Raw genomic sequence first — 25,021 nt, forward strand, 5'->3', positions numbered from 1 at the left:
AAGAATGAAAGGACAGAATTAGTTTTCAACTATACAAAGCACCCTATAAATAAGGGCCATCGCCTTAACCAAAAACATGTTCACAGGATGAATAAAGACTTACGAATAAAGTAAGAGCACTATAGAATTCCAGTCATCAACGCTCATAAATATTAGCCCTATTCAGGGTTATCCGAACGAAGGGTTAAACACGGATGAAAGCTCTAACCAATAATATACAAGCAACTTTGTTTGGACTCAGTGCTGTTCTACTCTGGTCTACTGTGGCGACTGCATTTTCAATATCCCTTAAATACTTATCCCCCACTCAATTACTCCTTATTGCTAATCTTGTGTCTCTCGGATTTTTAGTGACGTTAATTACATTTAAAGGGGATGCTAAAGAGCTTTTCACGTTCGCCAAACGATCGTGGAAGACATCCCTATTCTTCGGCGCCATCAACCCTTTTATCTATTACTTAATTTTGCTTCAAGCCTATGACATGCTCCCTGCCCAGGAAGCTCAAGCCATCAACTACACATGGGCCATAATGTTAAGCTTTATGGCTGTCCCTATTTTAAAACAACGGCTAAAGCCTACTGACTATATTGCTGCGGCAATGTGCTATTTTGGCGTAATTTATATTTCTACTCGGGGTCAAGTTACATCTCTGGAGTTTTCTAATGGCATTGGCGTAGTATTTGCCCTACTAAGCACTGTGATATGGGCTTTGTATTGGCTACTCAATACAAAAGATAAACGACCTAGCTTGATTGGTTTAACACTAAATTTTGCTTTCGCGTTGCCCCTAATAACACTATATGCTGCACTGACAGGTGAACTCACTCACTGGAACAAAGAGGGGCTATGGGGCGCTGTTTATATTGGTGTATTCGAGATGGGTCTTAGTTTCGTATTATGGAATCAAGCTCTCAAGTTAACATCTAGTGCAAGTCGAGTTGCCAACCTGATTTTCTTGTCACCTTTACTGTCCATTTTTTGGTTATCTCAATTTGCTGGAGAGCCGATTCTACAATCCACTTTAGTTGGATTGGCCTGCATCCTAATGGGTTTGTTTGTTCAAAACTGGGCTAAAAAAGCAAAATAGCAAGGGGCATCGATGCCAGCTTTTATCTATCTATTACTTCCCATTGCCTTTTGGTCAGGAAACTACATTTTAGGGCGTTTATCTGTTTCTAATGGCATAGATCCTTATACCATCTCATTTCTCCGGTGGAGCGGAGCCTGCCTAATCATGCTACCGTTCGCCTATAAAAAACTCTGGTTAGAACGCAAGGTCATCGCAGAAAACTGGCCACTACTCACACTTTTCGGCTGGCTTGGCATCTGCAACTACAATTTATTTTTATACATTGGGCTCACTTCGACGACCGTTACCAATGCAGTACTGCTTAATTCAATTATGCCAGTGATGATTCTTATTACAGCGAGGATATTATTGGGGAGCAGAACGTCAAAACTTCAAAATTTAGGAATTCTAGTTTCTACTATTGGTGCCATTGTCATTGTTAGTCGTGGAAGTTTAGACACCTTCATACATCTAACCATTTCAACAGGCGATTTATGGATTATTGCTGCAGCGGTAAGTTGGGCGGTTTATTCCGTCTTAATTGCAAAAAGGCCGAAAGACATGTCTTTAATTGGCTTCTTCACCAGCACAGCCATCATAGGGTTGATCTTTCAGGCCCCTCTCTTTTTCTTATTCGGCGAGACACAACTCAAGAATTTAACTTTAGGAAATCTAAGTACTATTTTATACATGGCGCTCTTCGCATCCATTGGCGCATTCTTATGCTGGAATATAGGAATTCAAAAATTGGGAGCTGCCACTGCTGGGCAATTCATTCACCTACTTCCTGTTTTTAGTATTGGGCTGTCAGTTATCTTCCTGGGGGAAAGCCTATTTAGTTTTCACTACTTCGGCATTGTGCTTATATTTTCAGGTATTTTTGTGGCAACGATACTGCACAGCAAACACTAGCAAGCAACTTAAGGTTCACCTTTATAATGACTTGCTAGTCGAGGCACCAAAATAATCCGCAAATAGAGGGGGCAAAGAAGCCTGCTTTAAAATAGTAGCTTCTTCATGGGCAAGTACTCTTCCACCTTTTATCAAAAGAACTCTCCCACCAACCAAACTCGCCTCTTGTGGCAAATGAGTAACAAGCAGAGTCGTTAGCGAAAATTCATTAGTGACGTCATTCACAAGGTAGAGCATCTCTTCACGCAATGCTGGGTCCAATGCGCTAAAAGGCTCATCCAATAGCAGAATTGGCTTATTTCTAACTAAGGCACGGGCAATGGCAACACGCTGAGCTTGTCCACCCGATAGTTCTTGTGGAAAACGTCCCGCTTTATCAACAAGCTGAGTTTTTTCAAGAGCCCATATCACTTTATCTTTTTCACTTTCACTCAAACGTAAAGATGGCGACAAACCGATAGCAACATTTTTCCACACGTTTAACTGAGGGAATAAATTATCACTCTGAAACAATGTCGATATGGGGCGTTCATAAGGGGCCATTTTACTAAAGTCTTGACCATCAAAAGAGAGCTGGCCTTTTCCATCTAAGAAGCCACCCAACAACTGCAACAGGGTACTTTTTCCTTCACCACTGCCACCCAGTAAACTGGTGATACCGGGCTGAACATCGACTTGATAATGGGCAGAAAAAGCATCCCACTGATACTGCAAATCAACTTTCAACATTTGCTTTCCCTCCAATCAACCTCGATGAGGCGTAGAACAACACTAGGCAAAGCGTCAATAACACCACAGCCACACACGCTCCTTCCTCTAGCCGATAAGAACCGATCAACTGAAAAAGGTACAATGGCAAAGACACTAAACCTTGACTGCCAAACAGTGCAATTACCCCCATATCACCAAGGGATAAAAGAACAGCATAACCAAACGCCTGAGCAAGACTTTTTCTTATATGAGGCCACTCCAAGCACCACCTAGCCCAAGACCGAATCCCCAGACTTAAATACACATTTCTAAAGCGTCTTTCTTGCTGATATAAAATTGGCATCAGAGCACGTAAAACAAAAGGCAGCGCCATGACAGCATTAACCCAAACAACAACCCAATAACTGGATTCAAGCCCAATACCTAAATCTCGTAAAAACAAAAACATACCAGTGGCGATGACTAAGCCCGGCATCATCAAAATCAAGCTTCCAAGGTGTTCAATTTTATGCGGCAGCATACAAAGATACTTTCTCTCCATACAATATCGAGCCAGCACACCAAAACAAATCGCTAAAAGCACACTTATTACACCGGCTGGAAGCGCCACTTTTATTGATACAAAAGTAGCTTTCCACAAGCCTGATGACATTAACGTTTCAATAAAGACCGAAGAGAACACAGGCTCAAATATGGCTAAAAAGGGCGGAATAACCAAGATAAAAACACAAAATAATGAGATAACATCTGCACCCTTTGCCCATACGGAGTCCTTTAATTGAAACTGCTTAGTTTTCAACAAACTCGCATCTTGTCTATTTTTTGGAGCAAAGCGATAAACAAAAACAGCGAATAGGGTACAGATCACTACCTGCAGCAGGGACAAAAAGCTGGCTTTATTAAGATCAAACTCAAATCTAAGCGCTTGATAAATGGCTACTTCTAAGGTGCTCGACTTTGGCCCTCCCCCTAAACTGAGAACCACAGCAAAACTGGAAAAGCACAACATAAAGATAAGTAAGAAAGTACCGGGCAGCACTTTTTTAACATAGTGACATTCAATAAATCGAAATGCAGACCAACGGGAAAAACCCAACTGAGAAGCCTGTCGCCATTGTCCAGAAGGGATTAAATCGTAGCCTTGTAAAAGCAACCTAACCGCCAGCGGCATATTAAAAAACACATGCGCCAATAAAATTCCAACTAAACCATATAAAGGGATTTGAATACCAAACAATTGGTTCAGCCAACCCGAACGCCCATACACAACCACCAGCCCGAGTATGGCCACAATGGTTGGTACTACCATAGACACTGAGAAAAGTTGCAATAGAGATGAACGTCCAAAAAATCTTCGATGCGTCAGGCAAGAGGCAACAGGAATGGCAATAATGAGACTTAACCCACTACTCAGCAAAGCCTGCCACAAAGAGAACTTTATAATTCGCCAAAGGTAAGCTTGGGAAAGATAACTTCCCCACTCACTTATATCGCCATAACGTAAAAGAGCCGCCAAACTGGCAGCTCCTAATAGGATAAAAAACATCACTCCAAGCAGAGCTGGGAAAAGAGTTTTTAATGGCGATAGCAACATAAAAGCAGGCTATCGAGTTGTTGCTTCAAGCCACTCATTCACCCAAGCTTTACGATCCTTCGCAACACTCTCTGCTGGCAACACAAGGTTCGTGACAGGCTGAAGTGCCGTATCAAAAGCAGCAGGAAGCGGCTCTGTTGTCTCAACAACTGGCAACATCCAATTACCTGTTGCAATAGTGGATTGGAACCCCGGCTCTAAGATGAAATTCATAAAGCGCTTCGCCAGTTCTGCATTAGGTGCATTTTTCATAAGGGCTGCGACTTCCACTTGAGGGTATAAACCTTCACTTGCTGGGGCGGCTTTATATTTGTGCTCACCTTCGGCAACAATATGGTAAGCAGGGGATGTTGTGTAACTTAACACTACATCTGCTTCACCTTTAAGGAACAAGCTATAAGCGTCATACCAACCTTTAGTCACTGTCACAGTATGTTTAGCTAGGCTTTCCCAAGCATCAGCCGCTTCATCACCATAAACAGACTTCACCCATAACAGTAAACCTAAACCAGGCGTACTGGTTCTTGGGTCCTGATAAATAACGCGAAGATCTTGATTATCAACAATCTCTTTTAAGCTTTTTGGTGGTGTTGGCATCGTCTCAGAGTTATAAATAAAGGCGAAATGACCATGATCAAATGGTACAAAGTGATCGTCACTCCAGCCACCATCAAGCGTAACAGCAGAAGTATCTACTGAATGAGTAGCAAGCAGTCCCGTTTCCTTTGCTGCTTTCATTAAGTTCAGATCAAGGCCTAATAAGACATCTGCAGTAGACCCCTTATCTTCTAGTTGAACACGGGACAAAATTCCAACAGAAGAATCCAAAGCTACAAAATTTAATGTACAGCCACACTCTTTCTCAAAGTTTTTTTTGATTTTTGGACCCGGGCCCCAATCCGACGAGAACGAATCATAGGTATATACATTCAAAGTTTCTGCATTAGAAAAAGGTGAAATAAGGGCTATCATAGCAACAAGAATGGCAGCAGTAGAAGTAATCAGGTAATTCAAAGTGCGCTCCTAAAAATAAGTGAGCGGCGTGGGCAAGACAAGCAAATCACCAGGTAAGTTTCATGATAATTTGCGAACTCAATTCCTACGCCAGCATAATCTGGATCAGGTTCAATGGGTTAGCGAAAATCCTGCTTCTCAGTTTTAGTCGCAAAGACTAAAACACCCCATGAGTATCGACGCTATTGTAATAGAGTTACCTAGTGGAAGTCTATTTGATCTATCACTCTAGAAACGGCCCCTTGGTTTCTTAATGCAAACTCTTGAGCAGCTGTACCGGTTTCATCTTGCACAGACTTATCTCTAGCCAAGATTTCAAGCTGCGTAATTAAGTTGAGTTCATCTGAGCAACGAATAGCACCACCAGCCTCAATAAGTTGATTGGTAATATCCAAAAAGTTGAAGGTATGTGCCCCCACCAGAACTGGTCGAGCCAGTAGTGCTGGCTCTATTGGGTTGTGCCCACCTCGCTCTATTAGGCTACCACCCACGAAGGCAACATCAGAGGCTTGGTAGTAATGCATCATTTCACCCATTGAGTCGCCGACAACAACTTGCAAGTTTTGCCATTCTTCTAAAGGTGTTTCACTACGAAGCGCTACAGAGTTAAACTCTTTTTTGGCTAAATCAAAGACACTACTAAAACGTTCGGGGTGTCGGGGAACAAGTATTAACAGTGAATCAGGTTTGTTTTTCAGCAAAGCAGCATGAGCACGCAGTAATACCTCATCCTCTCCTTCATGGGTACTTGCTCCTATCCAAACAAAGCGACCACCCAACTGCTGACGCCAATCATCGACCAACACAGCCTGAGGCACACTTAAGTCAAACTTAATATTGCCAGTCACAGAAACATCTTTCGCACCGAGCTGTTTGATTCTGTTTGCATCCGCCTCGGCGTGTGAAAAAAAATGATTTGGTAGTAAAAACAACGTCGAAGATAAAGTCGAAATTTTTTGATAGCGCAGAAAAGAACGCTCACTTAAACGCGCATTAATAATATCTACACGTAAACCATGCAACTTTGCCTGTTTGAGTAAGTTGGGCCAAAGCTCTGTTTCTACGATTAGTAAGTGCTTACATTGCAATCGCTTCAACGCTATTCGTAGACAAAGGGTATAATCAAGAGGAAGGTATTTATGGTCAGCAAAAGGAAAAAGCTTTGTAGCCTGCTCAGCACCAGTTGGTGTCATCGTAGTAATTAGTACTGCATGTTGAGGATACTTTCTTCGCCACTCATCCAATAGCGGGCGAACTGCCAATACCTCTCCAACCGAAGCACAATGAATCCAAATATCCGCTTGCTGTTCAGGCCAGAAGCCAAAAGCTTCTTTCATTCGATAGTTTGAATATTTCCTTTTAAAGCTCCACGCCTTCCACAATAAGAAAGGCGTAACTAGAAATAATAGAAAAGAGTACAACCACATAATTAGTCTGTTGGCTCACTAAACTGCTGACTATGCAGTTGAGCATAAGCACCATTTTTAGCGAGCAATTCGCTATGGGAACCTTGTTCAATAATTTCGCCTTTATCAACTACTGCTATAATATCTGCATTTTCTATGGTTGAGAGGCGGTGGGCTATCGCAATGGTAGTGCGATTCTGCATTAAACCATCCAAAGCCGTCTGTATCGCCCTTTCGGATTCTGTATCTAAAGCAGAAGTCGCCTCATCCAAAATAAGAATTGGGGCATTCTTCAAAATTGCTCTTGCAATAGCAATACGTTGTCTTTGACCTCCAGATAGCAGCACACCATTTTCGCCAACCATGGTATTTAAACCATCATCTAAGTCCTGAATAAAGTCCCACGCATTAGCGGCTTTTGCCGCTGCAATCACTTCTTCATCTGTACTTTCTCTCAAGTACCCATAGGCTATATTTTCGCGAATCGTACCATTAAACAGCACAACTTGCTGATTCACTAAGGCGATATTCGATCGTAAGGAAGCCAGCTCATAATTTTCTATCTGCAAGTCGTCAATTCGTATCTCACCAGATTCAATGTTATAAAATCTAGGTATCAAGTTCGCCATAGTGGACTTACCACCACCAGAACGCCCCACCAAAGCAAGCGTTTTACCTGCTGGGAGCTTTAGACTAATATTCTTTAGGGTTAGGCTCTCCGACTCTGGGTATTTGAATGACATATTGCGCAGTTCAATATCCCCCTTTAAGTGATTTGTTTTAACTGATCCAGTGTTTTCTTCTTCCTTCATATCAAGGAATTCAAAAATACTGTATGAAGCAGCAATACCCTTTTGCAGAGTGCTATTCACGTCAGTTAATTGGCGGATCGGTTTCCCTAACATGCCCGCCGCAGTTAAGAAGGCTATAAAATCACCTGAAGTCATATGAGCGCTAATTGTTGGGCTCAACGCGAACCAAATCAAAATAGACATAGATATCGCAAGAAGGAATTGCACAATAGGAACATTCAAGAACTTTGTCTTTTCCATCTTTAATTGTGACCGCTGATTCTCTTCAGCTGCTAAGCGAAAACGCTCTATTTCATATTCAGTACCGCCAAAAATTTTTACTACTTCTTGGCCTTTAATCGCCTCAGAAGCAACATCAGTAACCCCGCCCATTGCGTTTTGGATACGCGTGCTTAGCTTACGGAAACGTTTAGATGCATAAGAAACAACAAGCCCAATTATAGGCACAACCAATAAAAACAAAATTGATAAGCGCCAGTTCATATAGAGCATATAACCTAACAAACCTATCACTGTCAGGCCCTCTCGTAGCAATACACGGGCAGCCTGAGTAATAGATCCTATAACTTGTTCGGTATCATACGTTAACTTCGCTAATAACCGACCTGTAGGGATAGAGTTAAAGTAACTAGATGGCAGTAAAACCAGTTTGTCAAACATACTCGTACGAAGGTCAAACACCACTTTATTAGCCACTTTGGCCATAAAATAGCCACCTAAAAATGTCCCGATTCCACGCACAATAAAAATAGCCAAGATAGCAAGGGGGATTAGTGTACGACTGTCCGTTATTTGACCTTCGGATACGACATCAACTATATGCTTCAACAAAGCGGCTAATGCCGGTTCCATGGCTGCGTAAAGTAAGTAGCCGATGATACTAAGTAATAAATATACCCATGAAGAGCCCACATAACGAAGAAGACGAAAATAGATTTTCATACCAGAAGGTTTCGTAGTTGTTTCTTCAACTTTAGCTATATCGCCTTGCATTTAAAGGTTCGCCTTTTTAATTATTGACGTTGTGGAATAGCCATCAACAAAAGATAGAACTTTCACATCACCGCCCTGCTTAAGCACATGCTCGGCGCCGACTATTGTATCGATACTATAGTCTCCACCCTTAACTAATATATCAGGAGATAAAGCTTCAATAATTTCTTGTGGCGTATCTTCATCAAACCAAGTTACCCAGTCGATTGCTCCCATACCTTCAAGTACTGCCATTCTATGAGTCAGGTCATTAATAGGGCGTTTTTCACCTTTTAATCGCTTGACCGAAGCATCCGTGTTCACTGCCACAATCAAACGATCACCTAACGCTTTCGCCTGTTTCATATAAGTGACATGCCCTGGGTGTAAAATATCGAAGCAACCGTTTGTAAAAACCACTTTTTCGCCATTCATTTGAGCAAACTTAATTTGTTCTAGAAGTCCATTCGGAGATAAAACACCAAAATTTGCAGAATGCGAGCGTTGATACATAATCGCCTCAAGCTGGTCTGCCAAAATAGATGCTGTTCCTAACTTCCCAACAACAAAACCGGCTGCCTGATTCGCATACTCCACTGCATCACAGAAACGTTTGCTCGTCACATAAACAGCTGTCAGAACAGCAACAACCGTATCACCAGCGCCAGTCACATCAAAAACCTCCCTTGCCGCTGTAGCAAGAGAGAACGGTGCCTTGCCGTCTTCAAAAAGCACAAGACCATCTTCGCCACGAGTTACCAACAAAGCCTGCCAATCATGCTTTTCTCGAAGCTCATTCGCTTTTTCTTCCAGCTCTTTGAAAGAACCACAAACACCGACGATGTTTTCAAACTCCAGTAAATTAGGCTTTACTAGCGTTGCCCCCTGATAAATAGAAAAATCATTACCCTTAGGGTCAACGAGGCTTGGAACTTGAGCGTCATTAGAGGCTTGAATAAGCCTTTGTACATCAGCCAAGCAACCTTTTGCATAATCTGAATAAATGACTGCATCAACGTCTTTCAAGCAGGCTTCAACTTGTTTAAAAACCGCTTCATTTTGCGACAAGCTATCAACACGCTCTTCAAAATCCAGACGAATCAATTGTTGATGGCGACTCATCACTCTTAACTTGGTAATAGTTGGTAAATCCGGAGAAGATACAAACTGACAGCTGACACCCTCTTTCTCTAGGCACTTCTGGAGTACATTGGCATTTTCATCATTACCAACAACACCAACCAAGGTGACTGACACACCCAACTTAGCCAACCCTAGAGCGACATTGGCCGCGCCACCAGGCCTATCTTCAATGTCAGATACTTTTACTACTTGGACCGGAGCTTCTGGAGAAATACGTGAAGTACCACCATGCCAGTAACGATCTAGCATCACATCCCCAACAACAAGAATGTGCTTATCCTTAAAATTCAAATATGAAGAGTTCATAACCATATAATCGTCGATTTTTTAAAGCCGCCATCTTATCATACTCATCAATCAAGTTGGACATACCAATAACACATGAAATAAGGCTATTTATATTATGCTGAGCTCTTCTCTTCCAAAGTGCGAAGACTTCCTATTCGAACAATTACTGGAAAACTGGCACAAGTATGGAATAGATAAAGATCAAGGATTTAGTTACGAAAGTTTAAACCATGATTTAAGCCGTAATCGAGTCGGGCGCATTCGCCTACTGACACAATGTCGACAGCTGTATACTTTTAGCCATGCTGTAGCGGTTAAAAACAAAAAACACTGGGAAGCAAGTTTACAACCTTTATTTGAATTCATTATCACTCATTATTTCCAAGATAATAGGTGGATATTTTCATTAGATGACGAGCTCAATGTACAAGACACTCAGTCTGACGCCTATGCACTCGCGTTTGTTCTGCTATCGTTCAGTCACTATTATCAAGTAACGAAAGATGCTAGAGCTCTTTCTTACATAACAAAGACTCATCGTTTTCTGATCGACCATATGCAAGCAGATACGGGTGGATTCTATGAGGCCTACCCTATTAATAATTCGCAAATACGTCGACAAAACCCTCACATGCATCTATTGGAGGGCTATATTGCAGCTTATGAAACCACGCAAGAGGAAGGCTATAAAACAGTCATTAATTCGCTGCTTGAATTAGCACTTAGCCATTTCTATGACAGTAAAAGTAAGACCTTAATAGAGTTTTTCCATCACGACTGGACAGTTCACAATGAGATAGGCCATCAAATAGAACCGGGACACCATTTCGAATGGGTATGGCTACTTCATCAGGCTTATAAAATCGAAGCCAATCCAGAATACCTAGAGCTTGCGCACCATTTGTGGGGTACGGCCATTAAACATGGCCTATCAGAAAAAGGTGGAATTTATAATCAAATCAGTAACCTAGACTATCAGGTATTAGACAGGGAAAAGCGCATCTGGCCTATTACGGAATACTTAAAAGCAATTACTGTCCTACCCATAGGCAAAGAGGAAAAGCAACATAGAATAGAAGTCGCTTTTACCTTCATCAAAGAATATTATTTCTTAGATGAAGGCCGATGGAACGAATATTTAACCGAGGATAACCAAGCCAAAGACTACCCCTTACCAGGCACTAGCACCTATCATATTTTTCTCGGCCTTACGGAAGTGATAACATGGGCAAAATTGAATTCACAGGCTTCCAAACCATAGGTTGGTATATAGAAGCAGACAGGGCTAAGTCGCTAGTTTAAAGTACTTTAGCAGCCCTCCAATACAGGACAATACATTATGTATATCGTGACAGGCGGAGCCGGATTCATCGGCAGTAATATTATTAAGGCTCTTAATGATAAAGGGATCAGCAATATTCTTTTGGTGGATGATCTTACCGATGGAAAAAAATGTTTAAACCTTTCTGACTTAAACATTGCTGATTACATGGATATGTACGACTTTCTGGACGCCATACAGAATGATACTTTAGACATAACACCTACCGCTGTTTTCCATGAAGGTGCCTGTTCAGCAACCACTGAATGGAATGGTAAATATGTCATGGATGTTAATTATCAATATTCAAAAGCCGTGTTAGCCTTTTGCCTCTCTCATAAAGTGCCATTTTCCTATGCTTCTTCTGCTTCTGTTTATGGCTCAGGTCCAATTTTTGAAGAATCTCGCCAACATGAAAAACCGCTGAACATGTACGCTTATTCAAAGTTTCAATTTGATCAATACGTACGCAATATTTTACCTACTGCAAAAAGCCAAATCGTTGGTTTTCGTTATTTCAATGTATATGGTCCAAGAGAGCAACACAAAGGCAGCATGGCAAGCGTTGCCTTCCACCTAAGAAACCAAGTCTTAGCAGACGAAAATCCAAAACTTTTTGGTGCATACGATGGTTACGAAGCTGGCGGGCAAAGTCGTGATTTCATATATGTTGAAGACCTTGTGAATACCAAACTTTGGTTTTTAGAAAATTCAGATAAAAGTGGTATTTTCAATCTAGGAACAGGGAGTGCTGAACCTTTTAGGACCATAGCAGAAACGGTAATAAACCATTATAAAAAAGGGGAAATCGAATACATTCCATTTCCTGAACATTTAAAAGGTGCCTACCAAAGCTTTACGCAAGCCGATATTACCAAACTACGTCAAAGTGGTTACGATGGGCATTTTCGAGGCCTAGCCCAAGGTGTTCAAGATTATTTAAACTGGTTAGATAATCATGGCTAAATATTTACTCGTTGGTCCATCTTGGGTTGGTGATATGGTGATGGCTCAAAGCCTATTCATAACCATAAAAAATCAAGATAAAGACGCCATCATTGATGTGATTGGACCAAATTGGTCATTACCTATTTTAGCTCGTATGCCACAAGTGCGTAATGCTATTGCGCTACCTACCGCTCATGGTGAGTGGAGCTTGAAGACTCGAAAAGCATTAGGCGCATCCCTGCAAAACGAACACTATGATCAATCGATTGTGTTACCACGATCATGGAAAAGTGCTCTTGTTCCATTTTTTGCCAAGATAAAACATCGTATCGGGTTTCATGGTGAGCAAAGATACTTTTTGCTTAATGAACGTCGAAAACTAGACAAGTCCATTCTTAACCAGACCGTTAAACGATTCGTTTCTCTTGGCGTAAATAAATCAGAAGCTTATCCACCTAAGCAACTTCCTGATCCAAGCCTACAAGTGGATACTGAAAACCAAGCAGAACTCTACAAAAAGTTAGAGTTAAGTCAAAGGCCTGCCATCGCCATGATGCCAGGAGCCGAATTTGGCCCTTCTAAACAATGGCCATTAAGTCATTTCAGAGAAACAGCCCAGCACTTCATTCAAGAAGGCTATCAGGTCTGGGTGTTAGGGGGTCCAAAAGATATCGAAGAAGGTAATGAAATCACAAAGAATCTTGGTGAATTTGCATTTAATCTTTGTGGAAAAACACAACTCATTGATACCGTCGACCTATTAGCGGCCGCAGAAAAAGCAATCAGTAATGACTCAGGGCTTATGCACATTGCAGCCGCTGTTGGCACCCACGTCCATGCAATATACGGTTCAACCAGCGAATTATTCACTCCTCCTTTGACAGAAAAAAGTACCATTCACAACCTTCACTTGGAGTGCTCTCCTTGTTTTAAACGGCAATGCCCTTTGGGTCATACTAACTGCCAAAATAACCTATTACCTAAAGACGTCATTACCGCCGTATCAAACCCGAAAACTAGGATCAATCCAAGTGATTAGTATCATTACTGCCATACACAACCAGATAGGAATGAATAAAATATTCCTTGAATATCTCAAGAAAAACACGAAAAGTGAATTTGAGCTTATTATTATTGATAATAAGTCTACCGATGAAAGCGCTGATTTTTTTGAAAAGCACGGCGCTACTGTTATTAGAAATGATGGAAACTATTCATATCCCTATTCTCAAAACCAAGGGATTAAAGCTTCCTCAGGCGAATACATGTGCTTTTTAAATAATGACATTATCGTTGGAAAGCACTGGGATGAGACCTTAATTCAAAGTATGGAAAGCAATGGGCTAGAAGTTGCTACTAGCTGTGGCGTTGAGAGAATCGAGGATGAAGTTCAAAGCAAAAAGCTAAAAAGACGCTGGAAAAAAATCAAGAATACGCTATCCATATTTGGAACTCATGAAAAAAACCTCAGAAGAATGCATAAAATCATGTATAAAAACTGGGATAGATTTACCGATGAACGCAGAAACAAGTTTCAAGGTAAAGTAATAGAAGGTTTTGTAGGAAACACCGTTGTGATCAAGCGCTCTGCGCTTGATAAAATAGGTTTATGGGACGAAAGAATTCAAGGCGCAGACTTTGACCTTTCGATGCGAGTAAAAAAACGTAGCATTGAACATGGTGATATAAAACCTATCCATATTGCATTAGACGCTTTCAATCATCACTATATTAGATTAACCATCAAAACAAAATTCCCTCCATTCAAAGATAGAGATAATCTAATCAGCGTGGAAGAAAAATGGGGGGAAGAGGCTATGTCTAAATATCTCTAACGATAAGGCACCAAATAATTATAGAGGCAAGACCATTTTATAATTATGGAAAAATGGATATATAGACAGCTTTTTGACCAAAGCTATCACTACAAATAAATTCGAATATGCGTTAAAAGTGAGAAACGATGAAGATCAGTGCATTTACATTTATAAAAAATGGGCAATTACTCGGCTACCCCTTCCTACAAAGCATAGAGTCAGTTTTGGACTTGGTAGACGAGTTTGTAATCAGCGTTGGTGATGGTGAAGACAATACCCTAGAAGCACTAAAATCTCTTAACAATGACAAAATACGCATTATAGAGACAAACTGGAACGATAAAATGCGCTCTCGTGGATATGTTTATGGCCAGCAGAAAATGATTGCACAATTTAACTGTACAGGTGATTGGGCTTTCTATTTAGAAGCCGATGAAATAGTCCATGAAGAGGACATTGAAAAAATCCGTTCTGTTTGTCAAAAATACCTGAACGACCCTGAAGTTGAAGGCATTGCCTTCGATTATATCCATTTCTGGGGAAACGAGAACACTTATATAGACTCATCACACTGGTACCGCTCTGAAGTTAGGATCATACGTAACTCAATCAGAACCTATGCACCTGACGGCCTATATTGGATTGTCCTCGATGGTAGAAAGGGTCGAAGATACCCAAAAGCCATTCGACCTGGAATTAAGATGTACCATTATGGTTGGACAAGAACGATTGACCAATTAGAGAAAAAAGATGAAAAGGTAAGTCAGTACTGGAATAGAAGTGCAGAAAAAGTCAGCTATGATCAAATAGATCCATTAATTATGCGACATTTTACAGGGAAGCATCCAAAGGTCATGCAATCTATTTTTAACAGCGGCTCTAATGGAATGTTTATACCAAAGCCTAAGAACGGTATACCAAAAGAATACAAACGCTATCGTTTGAAAGATAAAATAGAAAAAATCTTTAACGTCGATCTCAGCAAAAAGCATTATAAGCTAGTTAAAAATTAATAGAATCGATGTAGGCTTCTTTACAAGATATAATATTAAAAAGCCTACATCATTCACTCTCTATCTGTAGATTAAAACATCTCTTCTAATAGGTGGTTAAAGGTATACTGCTTTTTATCGATATCACTAATCGGTTGTACCGGAGATAAAATAAACGCTTCTAGAGACCTATCTTCATAGCCATACAAATAGACATTCTCTGGCCTATACCCCTTTAGCTTTTTCACATTCAAATTAGTAGTAATTAACTTTTTATTCTCAAACATAGCCTCTATTACACGTAAGGTTATACCGTCCTGATCGCCTTGAGCTATATCAACTAAAATATCGCTACGCTTCACCTCAGACAGATATTCGTCAAAGCTTAAATACTTATCTGTGGTAATTTCTATTTCTTGCGAATTATATTCCTTGCTTTTCTCTCGAACCACATGAAAATATACATCAACAGCAAGTGTTTTTAGCTTTTTTTCGATAGTACGTAACGTGCCTAAACGGCCTTTATCCACACCAGAGAAAAAAACCCTTTTCTTGTTATTTTGCTTTATTTCATTATTAATTAAAGATGAAGAATGAATTTGATTATGAAAAATAAAGCCATATTTATCGACATCCTGGCGATCAAAAGTCCATACCTCAATTGACTTCCTACGAACATACGACAAAAATAGCTTCCTATTTTTTGAAGTCATTGATGAAATTGGATTCCATAACCAAACTTTAGGTTTACCAATTTCACGATATATCTGATCTAAGAGGATGATATCTTCAATAGCGAAGGCTAAAACTGAGTTATGGTTACCAGCAGAAAAAGGTAAGAAAGCTTTAAATCTCTCCCAAGTTTTATTCTTAGGCGAAACGTAAAATTGATTTTCAAAAATCACATCAAAGTGATCAGGGTTGACGTCCCGCATCAAAAAATGAGAGATATAAAACTCATTAGAAACAATACAAGCTTTCATTAAAAGTATTTATCCACTCCGTTCACACAACGTACTAGCTTTTCTTCAAGGGCTTTCTGATAAATGTCATGATTTTTATCGAGCATGTCTCGAGAATTTTCATTATGATAAATGTGATAACCGACTGCTTTAAACTTCAAATAAATACGATCTAAACCGCTGTTGAGTAAACGAATTACCATCTCACTGTCTTCTCTACCCCAGCCTTCAAAATCTTCGTTATAGCCATTTACCATGATCGCATCTTCTTTCCATAGGGCGAAGTTACAACCCCTAGTCGACTTATCTGTGTTACGAATTTTGGTAAATAAGCTACTCAATAGATTAGAGTCAATCATATTATGGCGATTACGAATATCAGGACTGAAAAAAGAAGGGCTAAGCTTCTCCTTCAAAACCTGCTTACTTACTTCAGGGCCTAATAACACCCTACCACCCTGAACAAAACACTTATTTTTAGCAGCGTTGGCATGAGATTCAATAAAAGTTTTCGGTAAATAAAGATCACCATCAACAATCACTAAATAATCACCTTGGGCTTTAGCTATCGCTTTGTTTCGGCTCGCAGCTAAGCGAAAACCGGTATCCTCTTGCCAAGAGTGAAACAAAGTTGTTGGAAAGTCTTCCATATAACCCTGAATCATTTCTACCGTGTCAAGTTTGGAGCCATCATCAGCGATAATTACTTCATAAGGAAGTAAAGTTTGCGCTTTAATACTATCTAACGTCACAGAAAGAGCTTCTTTCCAGTTATATGTGGTAACGATCAAACTAATTCTCATTTCTTTGTTCTCTTAGCCACAAATCAATGTATTTAACAAACGTAGAGTGCATACCCAACCAAGCTAGGATGAAACCATGCTTCCCATCTAAAAATCCCAGTTTAATAAAGTACATTTTTATAAAGCACCCCCAAGCATGAATTAACGCTTTCATTAAACTGGACTTTTTCTTACCTTCTCTCTGGTCACTCCACGCTTTAAGGTAACCTGTTGTTTTAGAAATATAGTGATGTAAGTTGTCATAAGTATCATGCAGCAACACCCCCTCAATCACTTTTTTCACATGCGCGCCATCGGGAACTAAGATCTTTTCATGAACTAAATCATCATTATATTGAGTCAAATTCCTAGGATAAAAACGAATAATCCAATCCGGACTCCAACCAGAGTGTTTAATATATTTCCCAAACGCTTTACTAAAGCGGTTCACAAGAAAGCAAGTATCTAAAGCTTCTGTATCCGCTAAACGTAACAAAGATTTTTTAAGCTCCTCAGAAACCACTTCATCAGCATCCAAAGCTAAAACCCAATCCGTTGTCATATGAGATTGAGCTATTTGCCTTTGCTTACCGAACCCGGGCCAAGGAAGGCTAGTATAAACAGACTGTGTATATGACTTTGCAATGTTAACGGTTTCATCTTCACTGCCTGAATCGACAATCACAATCTCATCAACCCACTCCACTACTGAATCCAAACACATTTTTAGGTGAGCAGCTTCATTTTTAACTATCATTAATACGCCAATAGTCTTTTTTTCCGACGATACCATTCAATTAAACCCATTCAATCTTAATCAAGTTTTTCCAATAAATAATACTGTTTTTAGTTCACCTATGAATCACCAAACAAATCACGGCTATAAACTTTATCTTCAACATCGAGTACATCTTCTGTTATTCGATTCGCAACTATTACATCCGATATTTTTTTAAACTCTTCTAGGTCAGTTATAACTTTAGAGTTGTAAAAGGAATCTTCACTTAAAGCAGGCTCATAAACAACCACTTTAACGCCTTTCGCCTTAATTCGCTTCATAACCCCCTGAATAGCTGAGGCTCTAAAATTATCCGAGCCAACTTTCATTACAAGGCGATAAATACCTACCACTTGAGGTTTCTTTTTTAGAATTGACTCAGCAACAAAGTCTTTCCTTGTTACATTGGCATCAACTATAGCTCGAACTAGATTATTAGGCACCTTGTCATAGTTAGCTAAGAGCTGTTTAGTGTCTTTTGGCAAACAATAACCACCATAACCAAAGGAGGGGTTATTGTAGTGGTTTCCAATACGAGGGTCTAAACCTACCCCACAAATAACCTGCCTGCTATTAAGGTTATGCGTCTCTGCATAACTATCTAACTCATTAAAAAAAGCTACTCTCATAGCCAAGTAAGTATTAGCAAAAAGTTTAATAGCTTCCGCTTCTGTTGAGGAAGTCAACAAAACATCCACTTCTTTTTTATTTGCTCCTTCAACTAGAAGCTCCGCAAAAACTCTAGCCCGCTCGGACTCCTCCCCGACAATAATACGAGACGGGTATAAATTATCGTGCAGAGCTTTACCCTCACGCAGAAACTCTGGGGAAAAAATTAGATTATTTGTTGAAAAACGCAACATCGCAGATTGGGTATAGCCCACAGGCACTGTGGACTTAATAATCATAATTGCATCTGGGTTAATCGACATTACATCCTGAATAACACTTTCAACATTACTTGTATCGAAGTAATTGGTGTCAGGATCATAGTCCGTTGGCGTTGCAATAATGACATACTCGGCACTTTGGTAAGCCCCTACCTTATCCAAGGTAGCAAGAAAGTTAAGTGGCTCTTCAGTCAGGTACCTTTCTATATCTTTATCCTCAATTGGTGATACTCCGCTATTAAGCATCTCCACTTTTTCAGGGACAATATCTAACGCTATTACTTGATTAAATTTTGCCAGTAAAATCGCATTAGAGATTCCTACATACCCTGTGCCCACAACAGTTATTTTCATAAGCTTTTCCTAATCAGTTCTCGCCAAAGACAAACTGATTTTATAGCTCATATATTACAAACAATAAGACGATAAGCTGCTCTGGATCGCACTATTGACAGAGATTTATCGAAGAAAACGCAAAATCTATGTTTCTGAGCTAGGCTTTAAAGAAAATAATAAGGAATACAATATGAAGTTTGAGTTGGTAGATCGTCAAGGCTATATCCCCGACCTTAATTACGGTGAAGCAAATCAAGAACTCTCTTGTTTCATCCCACATAACTATTCATTCACGCAAGCAAACTACAGCAATGGCGAAGGTATCGCCGTCGTTAGCAACCACTCTTGGCACTTCTTTTTCACTCAAGAAGGAATTGGCGTGCAACTAGTGGATGGGATCGTCACGTTAAGAGAAGCTGAGCGTTTTTTAATGGATATCAAGCAGCATATATGGGGAGTAAACCATCAAGTACAGATATTTATAGCTGGTGTAACACCGAAATAAAGCTATATGCATATGCAAGCAACGCCACTTTAGCCCTCTATCCTTTGAGGGCTTTTTTTGAAATTTGAATCAAGAAGCTTCTTTAAGCAATCTTTTTGACCACTGACTCCAAGAACCTACGTAAACCAATTTCGCAGACATTCCAGCGTAATTCAGTGCCAGCACATTATGGCATGCGGTCACACCCGAGCCACAATAATATACATAGTCATCCCCAGTCGACATCAACCAATCTTGCCATTCAACATGAAGCTGTTCCGAAGGTTTAAAATAGCCATCCCTATCTAAGTTGTCAGCAAAAGGCCTATTAATTGCGCCAGGGATGTGTCCTGCGATTGGATCTATAGTCTCATTCTCACCATTAAATCTATCTGACGCTCTTGAATCCACTAGCTGAAAGCTTCGCTGGTCAAGATTATTGATAACTGCTTTTTCTTCAACACTCCATGGAAAAGAGACATCCAATTTAGACTCACTAGCGAGATATTGACTATTTTCAACAGTGGTATCAAAACCTTCTTTCAACCAAGCTGGATAGCCGCCATCTAAGACTCGAACATCAATACCTTGCTGAGCAATCATCCACCATGCGCGAGCCGCTATTGCACCACCCATATCATCATAGATCACCACCTGACTGGATGAAGTAATCCCCCAAAGCTGAAGCTGTTTAGCAAAATCGGATTCTGTTGGTAACGGGTGACGACCAGACTTTTCTGTTTCCTGACCAGCGAGTTCAGTATGAAGGTCGACAAAAATAGCCCCCGGAATATGCCCTTTATCGTATTCTTTTTGGCCTTTAGAGAGATCAGTCAAATAAAATCGACTATCCAAGAGGACTAAGCTTTCTTGGCCTATCAGCTCTTTTAGTTCTGCAGCACTTATTAGCGTTTTCATCTCTTTGATTGCTCCTCAAGTATCGGCCATCAAACTAAAAGATAACCTATCGACTCTACTTAACCTTTTGTTTTTTTGTTAAAATTTATAGCTTACACCGCTCATGGACAGTTTTATGTTACGCATCGATCTCATTCTAACCGAGCGCAAGCTAGCGAAGTCCCGCTCGCAGGCTCAAGCATTTATCAAAGCAAAACGCGTGTCTTATAAGCAAGATGATAAATGGCTCCTTACGAACAAACCCAGCCTTATACTCCCCTCTGATATCGAATTAAAAATTGCTCACGATGAATCTGATAAGTACGTTTCACGCGGGGCCTTGAAACTAGAAGGCGCGCTAAAACACACTCAGCTGAATATCCAAGGGTTCCAAGTACTAGATATCGGCCAATCTACTGGAGGCTTTAGTGATTGCGCCTTACAACATGGAGCTGCGCATATTGTTGGTATTGAGGTCGGGCACGACCAGCTTGATAAAAGCCTAAGAAACAACAAACAAATCACTTGTTTAGAGGGGGTTAATGCGCGCTCCCTCACGGCTCAGGACTTAGGCTCAAATTTTCCCGACAATGGCTTTGATCTTGCTGTGATGGATGTATCCTTCATTTCCCAAACAAAAATCCTGCCTCAGCTGCCTGATTTGCTAAGTTCAAGCGGACACCTAATCACATTAGTCAAACCGCAATTTGAAGTTGGGCCAGAATTTATTGGTAAAGGCGGGATAGTAAAAAACACCAGGAGAGTAGAACAACTATCAAGAGATATCCAAGCCTTTGTTACAGAGCTAGGATTTACCGTTCGCACCTATATTGAAAGCCCTATTAAGGGTGGAGATGGCAATCGCGAATATCTACTCTGGGCAAGTAAACAGCAATCTAATTATTAAAGAGGCTCATCATGATTGTTCGAGCGAGAAGGGGCAATGTTTGACGCTTCTTTTTCCTCTAACGTCTCAATATATTTCCTTGCCATATAAAAACCTAAGCAACCAAATATAACTGACCCCACAGCCTGACCAAACAAAATACCATTGGCATCCATAAACAAGGCAAAAAACGCAATGAGAGGCCAAGTTCCCAATGTTGCGCGGCCAAAGTTTAAAAGCGTTGAAACAAAAGGCTTACCCAAATTGTTGAATACAGCAATGGCGATGAAGAGGAGGCTTTGAAAAAAGAAGCTAAAAGAAACGAAAGTAGAAAAAAACCTTATCAGTTCAGCGCTTTCCGCTGAAGCATTAAAAACTTCTACTAACCAGTCCTGTACTTGATATAAAAACACACACAATACGGCACAATAGCAAAACGCATAAAGTACAGCACTGCTAATGGCATTATGCATTCTATCAAATCGAACAGCCCCATAGTTTTGGCCAAGCACTGGCCCAACAGCACCTGATAACGCAAAAATACCACAAAAGACCACAGGAATGACTCGCCCGATAATAGCCACAGCTGCAACAGCATCATCACCAAACGATGAGGTATATTCCATGACAATGGCATTAGCCAAGGGAGAAGACATGTTAGTTAGCATTGCTGGCACAGCGATCAGCGAAATCCCTTTCGCGTCTTTAATGAATTCCATTAAATCAAAAGTGCCCAACATCTTATGGATATGCATGACGCCATGATACGAAATTGCCACCATAAAGAATCGCGCTAACAAAGAAGCGATTGCCGCGCCCTGCACCCCTAATCCAAGACCAAAAATTAAAATAGGATCCAGCACCGCGTTGACGATTCCACCAGCCAAGGTCACATACATAGCACGCCGAGCATCACCAAGCGCACGCATTATGCCCGCACCTATCATGCTCGCCATCACCGCAGGCATGCCCAAGATCAGAATTTGTAAATAGTCTGTTGCAAGATCCAGCGTTCTGCCTGTTGCACCAATATATAAGAGGATATGAGGTACTTTTGGCCACAACCACCAAACTACGATAGAGGAGAAAAATACGCCATAAACCAAAACGTTCACTGCACGTCGTTTTGCGAGATCAATATTCCCCGAACCTATTGCCTTAGAAACTAATGCTGTTGCCGAAATAGAGACAGCAATCCCTATTGAAATAGTGAAAAATATTATAGCGCTGGCAAAACCCACCGCTGCAACGGCTTCTTTCTCTCCCAGCATAGAAAGGAAAAACATATCGACAAGGTCAACCAAGAAAATAGACATCAGCCCCAATGCACCTGTCAAAGACATGCTAAACACATGTTTTAAGGTGGAGCCTTGTGTCAGTTTCGCCCTTTTAGGCATATTTATTTCCTAAAAATACAATGGTTTATTACGAAAAAAGCCGGACAACCAATGCTTATCCGGCTTGATAACATATCATTTCTAGAGACTTATGCAGCGCCTAGTTAATGTATGTGGCTATTTTCGCTGTTAAAGACAATTTTCTCAACCTCTGAATAGCGTTCTGCAAAATGAACGGTTACTCCTTCTTTGACAGAGTCCGGTAGCTCTTCATAATCGCCACGATTCGGTTCAGGTAGAATTATTTCCTGAATTTTACTGCGCTTAGCTGCGATAATTTTTTCGCGAATACCTCCTACTGCCAACACCTGACCCGTCAAAGTTAGCTCCCCTGTCATCGCAAGGCCTTTTCGTACAGGTTTGTTTTTCGCCAATGACATTAACGCTGTAGCAATCGTAATACCTGCACTCGGGCCATCTTTTGGTGTTGCCCCTTCAGGTACATGCAAATGAATAAAACTCTTATCAAAAAACTCAGGTGATTTTTGATAGCTTTTAGTATGGGAGAACACATAAGAGTAAGCAATTTCAGCCGACTCTTTCATGACATCACCGAGTTTTCCAGTCACTTTTAAGCCACGAGTTAAGTCATGTACCTTGTTGGCTTCAACAGGTAAGGTTGCTCCCCCCATGGAAGTCCAAGCTAACCCAGTCACAACACCAACCCCTTGCAGAGTTTTTTCAGCGCGAAAATAGGGCATACCTAGAAGCTCTTCTACGTCTTTCACACCAACATTAATATGCTCTTTTTCACCCGTTACTAACTTAACAACTGATTTACGCAACACTTTTTGCAACAGCTTATCTAAGCCTCGGACTCCAGCTTCTCGAGCATAATGTTCGATAATATGTCGCAATGCCGCATCAGTGATGTTTAACTGTTTCTTCAATAACTTATTTTTCTTCAGCAATTTCGGCCATAGATGCTGCTTAGCAATTGCCAATTTTTCATCCGCTATATAGCCAGATAAGCGAATTACATCCATTCGATCTAATAATGGAGAAGGAATAGTATCCAGTTGATTTGCCGTGCAAATAAAAAGTGCTTTCGACAAATCGATCCGCATGTCTAAGTAGTGGTCTAAAAACTCACTATTCTGCTCTGGGTCTAATGCTTCCAATAAAGAAGAGGCGGGATCCCCTTGAAAAGATGAGCCTATTTTGTCAATTTCATCCAGCATGATAACTGGGTTTTCAACACTCACGTCTTTCAGAGCTTGAACAAACTTACCCGGTAAAGCGCCGATATAAGTTCTACGGTGGCCTTTGATTTCAGCTTCATCCCGCATGCCACCTAGACTAAAACGATAAAACTTACGATTCAAAGACTCCGCTACTGCCTTACCAATCGAGGTTTTCCCAACACCCGGAGGACCAACTAGCAATAAGATAGAACCGCCCATTTCACCACGGTGAGCACCGAGCGCTAAGAATTCAACGATACGATCCTTGATATCACTCAAGCCTGCATGGTGAGATTCAAGCACATCTCTTGCCGAGGCAATATCAAGATTATCCTCAGACTGTATTCCCCAAGGTAAAGAGGTTGCCCAATCTAAATAATTACGAGTCACGCCATATTCTGGAGATCCCGTTTCAAGCACGCTCAGTTTATGCAACTCGTCTTGAATTTTATTACTCACAGAATCTGTAAGTGTTTTCCCTTCGAGGCGAGCCGTAAAAGTATCCACATCTGAAGTACGATCATCCTTTGATACACCCAGCTCTTTTTGGATAACCTTAAGTTGCTCCTTTAGGAAAAACTCTCGCTGATGGTGGCTCAATTTATCATTCACCTCAGCACTAATTTCATTCTGTAAACGCGCAATATCTAACTCTTTCTTCAAGAGCGAGAGAGCCATAGGCATACGCTCTTTGACATCGGCGGTTGCCAACACCTCATATAAATCTTCAGGTTCTGCCGTGGTGATTGATGCAGCAAAGTCTGCTAATAAACCTGACTCATTAAACGAGAAACGACCAAGATACTGTCTAAGGTCTTCACTAAACAGCGGATTCAAACGGATCAGTTCTTTAATGGCATCCAAGATCGCAATGGAATAGGCTTTTGATTCATCATCGCTCGACCTAACATCCGTCAAGTAACGAACTTTAGCTAGATAAGGTGTTTTATCTGTTAGCCATTCGACAATTTCAAAGCGCTTAATTCCTTGTGCTAAAAAGGTAAGCTTATCATCTCGCTTTTCAGCCTTATGAACCCGTGCTACGCATCCAATAGAGCGAAACGAGCCGATGCTCGGAAGCTCATTACCTTTTTTATCCGCGTACATTAGGCCAACAGCCGCTTGAGGATTTTCTGCAATACGCTCTAACGTTTCCTCCCATTGTGCAGCATCCACCATAACTGGTTGCACTTGCGCAGGAAAAAATGGCCTACTAGAAATGGGCAAGATAAATAGGGTATCCGGCAAAACATCATCTGGCAAAGCCAACCCTTTTGGGTCGTCAATAACAACACTTTCGTCTTCTGCTATTACATCTGCTTCTTCTTGCTCATTGAAGTATTGCTCGTCATTACTCATGTGGTACTTTATCTCTATGTATTCAATCGGGTGAAAATCAAAACTCTGTCGTTTTATGAGGCTATC

At 40.7% G+C, this 25,021-nt stretch carries 22 protein-coding genes and 1 riboswitch; of the genes, 9 read left to right on the top strand and 13 right to left on the bottom strand.

Annotation, left to right across the window (positions count from 1 at the left end; genetic code table 11):
- Positions 1-194: 194 nt before the first annotated feature.
- Together OFY17_RS00835 and OFY17_RS00840 are read left to right on the top strand one after the other, a co-directional pair.
- Positions 195-1,088 carry a DMT family transporter gene (locus OFY17_RS00835; RefSeq protein WP_263528792.1) on the top strand — a complete coding sequence of 298 codons (894 nt, stop codon included), beginning with the start codon at positions 195-197 and terminating at the stop codon, positions 1,086-1,088.
- Between the two features lie 12 nt (positions 1,089-1,100).
- Complete coding sequence (locus OFY17_RS00840; protein WP_263528793.1) at positions 1,101-1,982, top strand: DMT family transporter; 882 nt, start codon at positions 1,101-1,103, stop codon at positions 1,980-1,982.
- 21 nt (positions 1,983-2,003) lie between these two features.
- On the opposite strand, the gene OFY17_RS00845 is transcribed toward OFY17_RS00840, so the two are convergent.
- The 6 genes from OFY17_RS00845 to hldE all read right to left on the bottom strand — a co-directional run bounded on the left by OFY17_RS00845 (position 2,004) and on the right by hldE (position 9,940).
- A complete protein-coding gene (locus OFY17_RS00845; RefSeq protein WP_263528794.1) occupies positions 2,004-2,711 on the bottom strand; it encodes a thiamine ABC transporter ATP-binding protein in 708 nt (235 codons plus the stop codon).
- A complete protein-coding gene (thiP, locus tag OFY17_RS00850; protein WP_263528795.1) occupies positions 2,698-4,287 on the bottom strand; it encodes a thiamine/thiamine pyrophosphate ABC transporter permease in 1,590 nt (529 codons plus the stop codon). The genes OFY17_RS00845 and thiP overlap by 14 nt, the downstream gene beginning before the upstream one ends.
- Before the next feature lie 9 nt (positions 4,288-4,296).
- Positions 4,297-5,301 (bottom strand): thiamine ABC transporter substrate binding subunit, encoded by a 1,005-nt coding sequence (thiB, locus tag OFY17_RS00855; protein ID WP_263528796.1) that lies wholly within the window; start codon positions 5,299-5,301, stop codon positions 4,297-4,299.
- 64 nt (positions 5,302-5,365) lie between these two features.
- Positions 5,366-5,481, bottom strand: a riboswitch (TPP riboswitch).
- Positions 5,482-5,501: 20 nt separating this feature from the next.
- The gene (locus OFY17_RS00860; RefSeq protein WP_263528797.1) at positions 5,502-6,638 is read right to left on the bottom strand and encodes a 3-deoxy-D-manno-octulosonic acid transferase; all 1,137 of its coding nucleotides are present in this window, start codon (positions 6,636-6,638) and stop codon (positions 5,502-5,504) included.
- Between the two features lie 92 nt (positions 6,639-6,730).
- On the bottom strand, positions 6,731-8,512 hold the full coding sequence (gene msbA / locus OFY17_RS00865; RefSeq protein ID WP_263528798.1) for a lipid A export permease/ATP-binding protein MsbA: 1,782 nt from the start codon (positions 8,510-8,512) through the stop codon (positions 6,731-6,733).
- Positions 8,513-9,940, bottom strand: coding sequence for a bifunctional D-glycero-beta-D-manno-heptose-7-phosphate kinase/D-glycero-beta-D-manno-heptose 1-phosphate adenylyltransferase HldE (hldE, locus tag OFY17_RS00870; protein ID WP_263528799.1), 1,428 nt, complete (start codon positions 9,938-9,940; stop codon positions 8,513-8,515).
- A gap of 97 nt (positions 9,941-10,037) precedes the next feature.
- On the opposite strand from hldE, the gene OFY17_RS00875 reads away from it, so the two are divergent.
- The 5 genes from OFY17_RS00875 (at position 10,038) to OFY17_RS00895 (ending at position 15,021) form a co-directional block, all read left to right on the top strand.
- On the top strand, positions 10,038-11,183 hold the full coding sequence (locus tag OFY17_RS00875; protein WP_263528800.1) for an AGE family epimerase/isomerase: 1,146 nt from the start codon (positions 10,038-10,040) through the stop codon (positions 11,181-11,183).
- Positions 11,184-11,261: 78 nt separating this feature from the next.
- Positions 11,262-12,209: an ADP-glyceromanno-heptose 6-epimerase gene (gene rfaD / locus OFY17_RS00880; protein WP_263528801.1), complete on the top strand. Its 948-nt coding sequence runs from the start codon at positions 11,262-11,264 to the stop codon at positions 12,207-12,209.
- On the top strand, positions 12,202-13,230 hold the full coding sequence (waaF, locus tag OFY17_RS00885) for a lipopolysaccharide heptosyltransferase II (RefSeq protein WP_263528802.1): 1,029 nt from the start codon (positions 12,202-12,204) through the stop codon (positions 13,228-13,230). Before rfaD ends, waaF begins: the two co-directional genes overlap by 8 nt.
- Positions 13,223-14,026: a glycosyltransferase family 2 protein gene (locus tag OFY17_RS00890; RefSeq protein WP_263528803.1), complete on the top strand. Its 804-nt coding sequence runs from the start codon at positions 13,223-13,225 to the stop codon at positions 14,024-14,026. Before waaF ends, OFY17_RS00890 begins: the two co-directional genes overlap by 8 nt.
- Before the next feature lie 128 nt (positions 14,027-14,154).
- On the top strand, positions 14,155-15,021 hold the full coding sequence (locus tag OFY17_RS00895; protein ID WP_263528804.1) for a glycosyltransferase: 867 nt from the start codon (positions 14,155-14,157) through the stop codon (positions 15,019-15,021).
- A 71-nt stretch (positions 15,022-15,092) separates the two neighbouring features.
- On the opposite strand, the gene OFY17_RS00900 is transcribed toward OFY17_RS00895, so the two are convergent.
- The 4 genes from OFY17_RS00900 to OFY17_RS00915 all read right to left on the bottom strand — a co-directional run bounded on the left by OFY17_RS00900 (position 15,093) and on the right by OFY17_RS00915 (position 18,766).
- Positions 15,093-15,983 carry a hypothetical protein gene (locus tag OFY17_RS00900; protein WP_263528805.1) on the bottom strand — a complete coding sequence of 297 codons (891 nt, stop codon included), beginning with the start codon at positions 15,981-15,983 and terminating at the stop codon, positions 15,093-15,095.
- Positions 15,983-16,765 (bottom strand): glycosyltransferase family 2 protein, encoded by a 783-nt coding sequence (locus OFY17_RS00905; protein WP_263528806.1) that lies wholly within the window; start codon positions 16,763-16,765, stop codon positions 15,983-15,985. The genes OFY17_RS00900 and OFY17_RS00905 overlap by 1 nt, the downstream gene beginning before the upstream one ends.
- Positions 16,755-17,501: a glycosyltransferase family 2 protein gene (locus OFY17_RS00910; RefSeq protein WP_263528807.1), complete on the bottom strand. Its 747-nt coding sequence runs from the start codon at positions 17,499-17,501 to the stop codon at positions 16,755-16,757. The genes OFY17_RS00905 and OFY17_RS00910 overlap by 11 nt, the downstream gene beginning before the upstream one ends.
- A gap of 98 nt (positions 17,502-17,599) precedes the next feature.
- Positions 17,600-18,766 carry a nucleotide sugar dehydrogenase gene (locus OFY17_RS00915; RefSeq protein WP_263528808.1) on the bottom strand — a complete coding sequence of 389 codons (1,167 nt, stop codon included), beginning with the start codon at positions 18,764-18,766 and terminating at the stop codon, positions 17,600-17,602.
- A gap of 172 nt (positions 18,767-18,938) precedes the next feature.
- On the opposite strand from OFY17_RS00915, the gene OFY17_RS00920 reads away from it, so the two are divergent.
- Positions 18,939-19,253 carry a hypothetical protein gene (locus OFY17_RS00920; protein ID WP_263528809.1) on the top strand — a complete coding sequence of 105 codons (315 nt, stop codon included), beginning with the start codon at positions 18,939-18,941 and terminating at the stop codon, positions 19,251-19,253.
- A gap of 69 nt (positions 19,254-19,322) precedes the next feature.
- Here the strand turns inward: OFY17_RS00920 and OFY17_RS00925 are convergent, their stop codons facing one another.
- Positions 19,323-20,150 carry a sulfurtransferase gene (locus tag OFY17_RS00925; RefSeq protein WP_263528810.1) on the bottom strand — a complete coding sequence of 276 codons (828 nt, stop codon included), beginning with the start codon at positions 20,148-20,150 and terminating at the stop codon, positions 19,323-19,325.
- 115 nt (positions 20,151-20,265) lie between these two features.
- Here OFY17_RS00925 and OFY17_RS00930 point away from each other — a divergent pair, with 115 nt between their 5' ends.
- Positions 20,266-21,036, top strand: coding sequence for a TlyA family RNA methyltransferase (locus OFY17_RS00930; protein WP_263528811.1), 771 nt, complete (start codon positions 20,266-20,268; stop codon positions 21,034-21,036).
- On the opposite strand, the gene OFY17_RS00935 is transcribed toward OFY17_RS00930, so the two are convergent.
- A complete protein-coding gene (locus OFY17_RS00935; protein WP_263528812.1) occupies positions 21,033-22,412 on the bottom strand; it encodes an MATE family efflux transporter in 1,380 nt (459 codons plus the stop codon). The two genes, OFY17_RS00930 and OFY17_RS00935, sit on opposite strands and share 4 nt — an antisense overlap.
- A gap of 104 nt (positions 22,413-22,516) precedes the next feature.
- Complete coding sequence (lon, locus tag OFY17_RS00940) at positions 22,517-24,955, bottom strand: endopeptidase La (protein WP_263528813.1); 2,439 nt, start codon at positions 24,953-24,955, stop codon at positions 22,517-22,519.
- Between the last annotated feature and the right edge of the window lie 66 nt (positions 24,956-25,021).

Origin of the sequence: Marinomonas sargassi, assembly GCF_025716875.1 — a bacterium.
Lineage (GTDB): Bacteria > Pseudomonadota > Gammaproteobacteria > Pseudomonadales > Marinomonadaceae > Marinomonas > Marinomonas sargassi.

Bases quoted from the DNA above. Each gene is read 5' to 3' on its own strand.
- thiP (WP_263528795.1), bottom strand. From the start codon at position 4,287: ATGTTGCTATCGCCATTAAAAACTCTTTTCCCAGCTCTGCTTGGAGTG.
- waaF (WP_263528802.1), top strand. From the start codon at position 12,202: ATGGCTAAATATTTACTCGTTGGTCCATCTTGGGTTGGTGATATGGTG.
- OFY17_RS00920 (WP_263528809.1), top strand. From the start codon at position 18,939: ATGAAGTTTGAGTTGGTAGATCGTCAAGGCTATATCCCCGACCTTAAT.
- OFY17_RS00860 (WP_263528797.1), bottom strand. From the start codon at position 6,638: ATGAAAGAAGCTTTTGGCTTCTGGCCTGAACAGCAAGCGGATATTTGG.
- OFY17_RS00875 (WP_263528800.1), top strand. From the start codon at position 10,038: ATGCTGAGCTCTTCTCTTCCAAAGTGCGAAGACTTCCTATTCGAACAA.
- OFY17_RS00930 (WP_263528811.1), top strand. From the start codon at position 20,266: ATGTTACGCATCGATCTCATTCTAACCGAGCGCAAGCTAGCGAAGTCC.
- OFY17_RS00900 (WP_263528805.1), bottom strand. From the start codon at position 15,983: ATGAAAGCTTGTATTGTTTCTAATGAGTTTTATATCTCTCATTTTTTG.
- OFY17_RS00915 (WP_263528808.1), bottom strand. From the start codon at position 18,766: ATGAAAATAACTGTTGTGGGCACAGGGTATGTAGGAATCTCTAATGCG.
- msbA (WP_263528798.1), bottom strand. From the start codon at position 8,512: ATGCAAGGCGATATAGCTAAAGTTGAAGAAACAACTACGAAACCTTCT.
- lon (WP_263528813.1), bottom strand. From the start codon at position 24,955: ATGAGTAATGACGAGCAATACTTCAATGAGCAAGAAGAAGCAGATGTA.
- OFY17_RS00845 (WP_263528794.1), bottom strand. From the start codon at position 2,711: ATGTTGAAAGTTGATTTGCAGTATCAGTGGGATGCTTTTTCTGCCCAT.
- OFY17_RS00925 (WP_263528810.1), bottom strand. From the start codon at position 20,150: ATGAAAACGCTAATAAGTGCTGCAGAACTAAAAGAGCTGATAGGCCAA.
- hldE (WP_263528799.1), bottom strand. From the start codon at position 9,940: ATGAACTCTTCATATTTGAATTTTAAGGATAAGCACATTCTTGTTGTT.
- OFY17_RS00935 (WP_263528812.1), bottom strand. From the start codon at position 22,412: ATGCCTAAAAGGGCGAAACTGACACAAGGCTCCACCTTAAAACATGTG.
- rfaD (WP_263528801.1), top strand. From the start codon at position 11,262: ATGTATATCGTGACAGGCGGAGCCGGATTCATCGGCAGTAATATTATT.
- OFY17_RS00895 (WP_263528804.1), top strand. From the start codon at position 14,155: ATGAAGATCAGTGCATTTACATTTATAAAAAATGGGCAATTACTCGGC.
- OFY17_RS00840 (WP_263528793.1), top strand. From the start codon at position 1,101: ATGCCAGCTTTTATCTATCTATTACTTCCCATTGCCTTTTGGTCAGGA.
- OFY17_RS00905 (WP_263528806.1), bottom strand. From the start codon at position 16,765: ATGAGAATTAGTTTGATCGTTACCACATATAACTGGAAAGAAGCTCTT.
- OFY17_RS00910 (WP_263528807.1), bottom strand. From the start codon at position 17,501: ATGATAGTTAAAAATGAAGCTGCTCACCTAAAAATGTGTTTGGATTCA.
- OFY17_RS00835 (WP_263528792.1), top strand. From the start codon at position 195: ATGAAAGCTCTAACCAATAATATACAAGCAACTTTGTTTGGACTCAGT.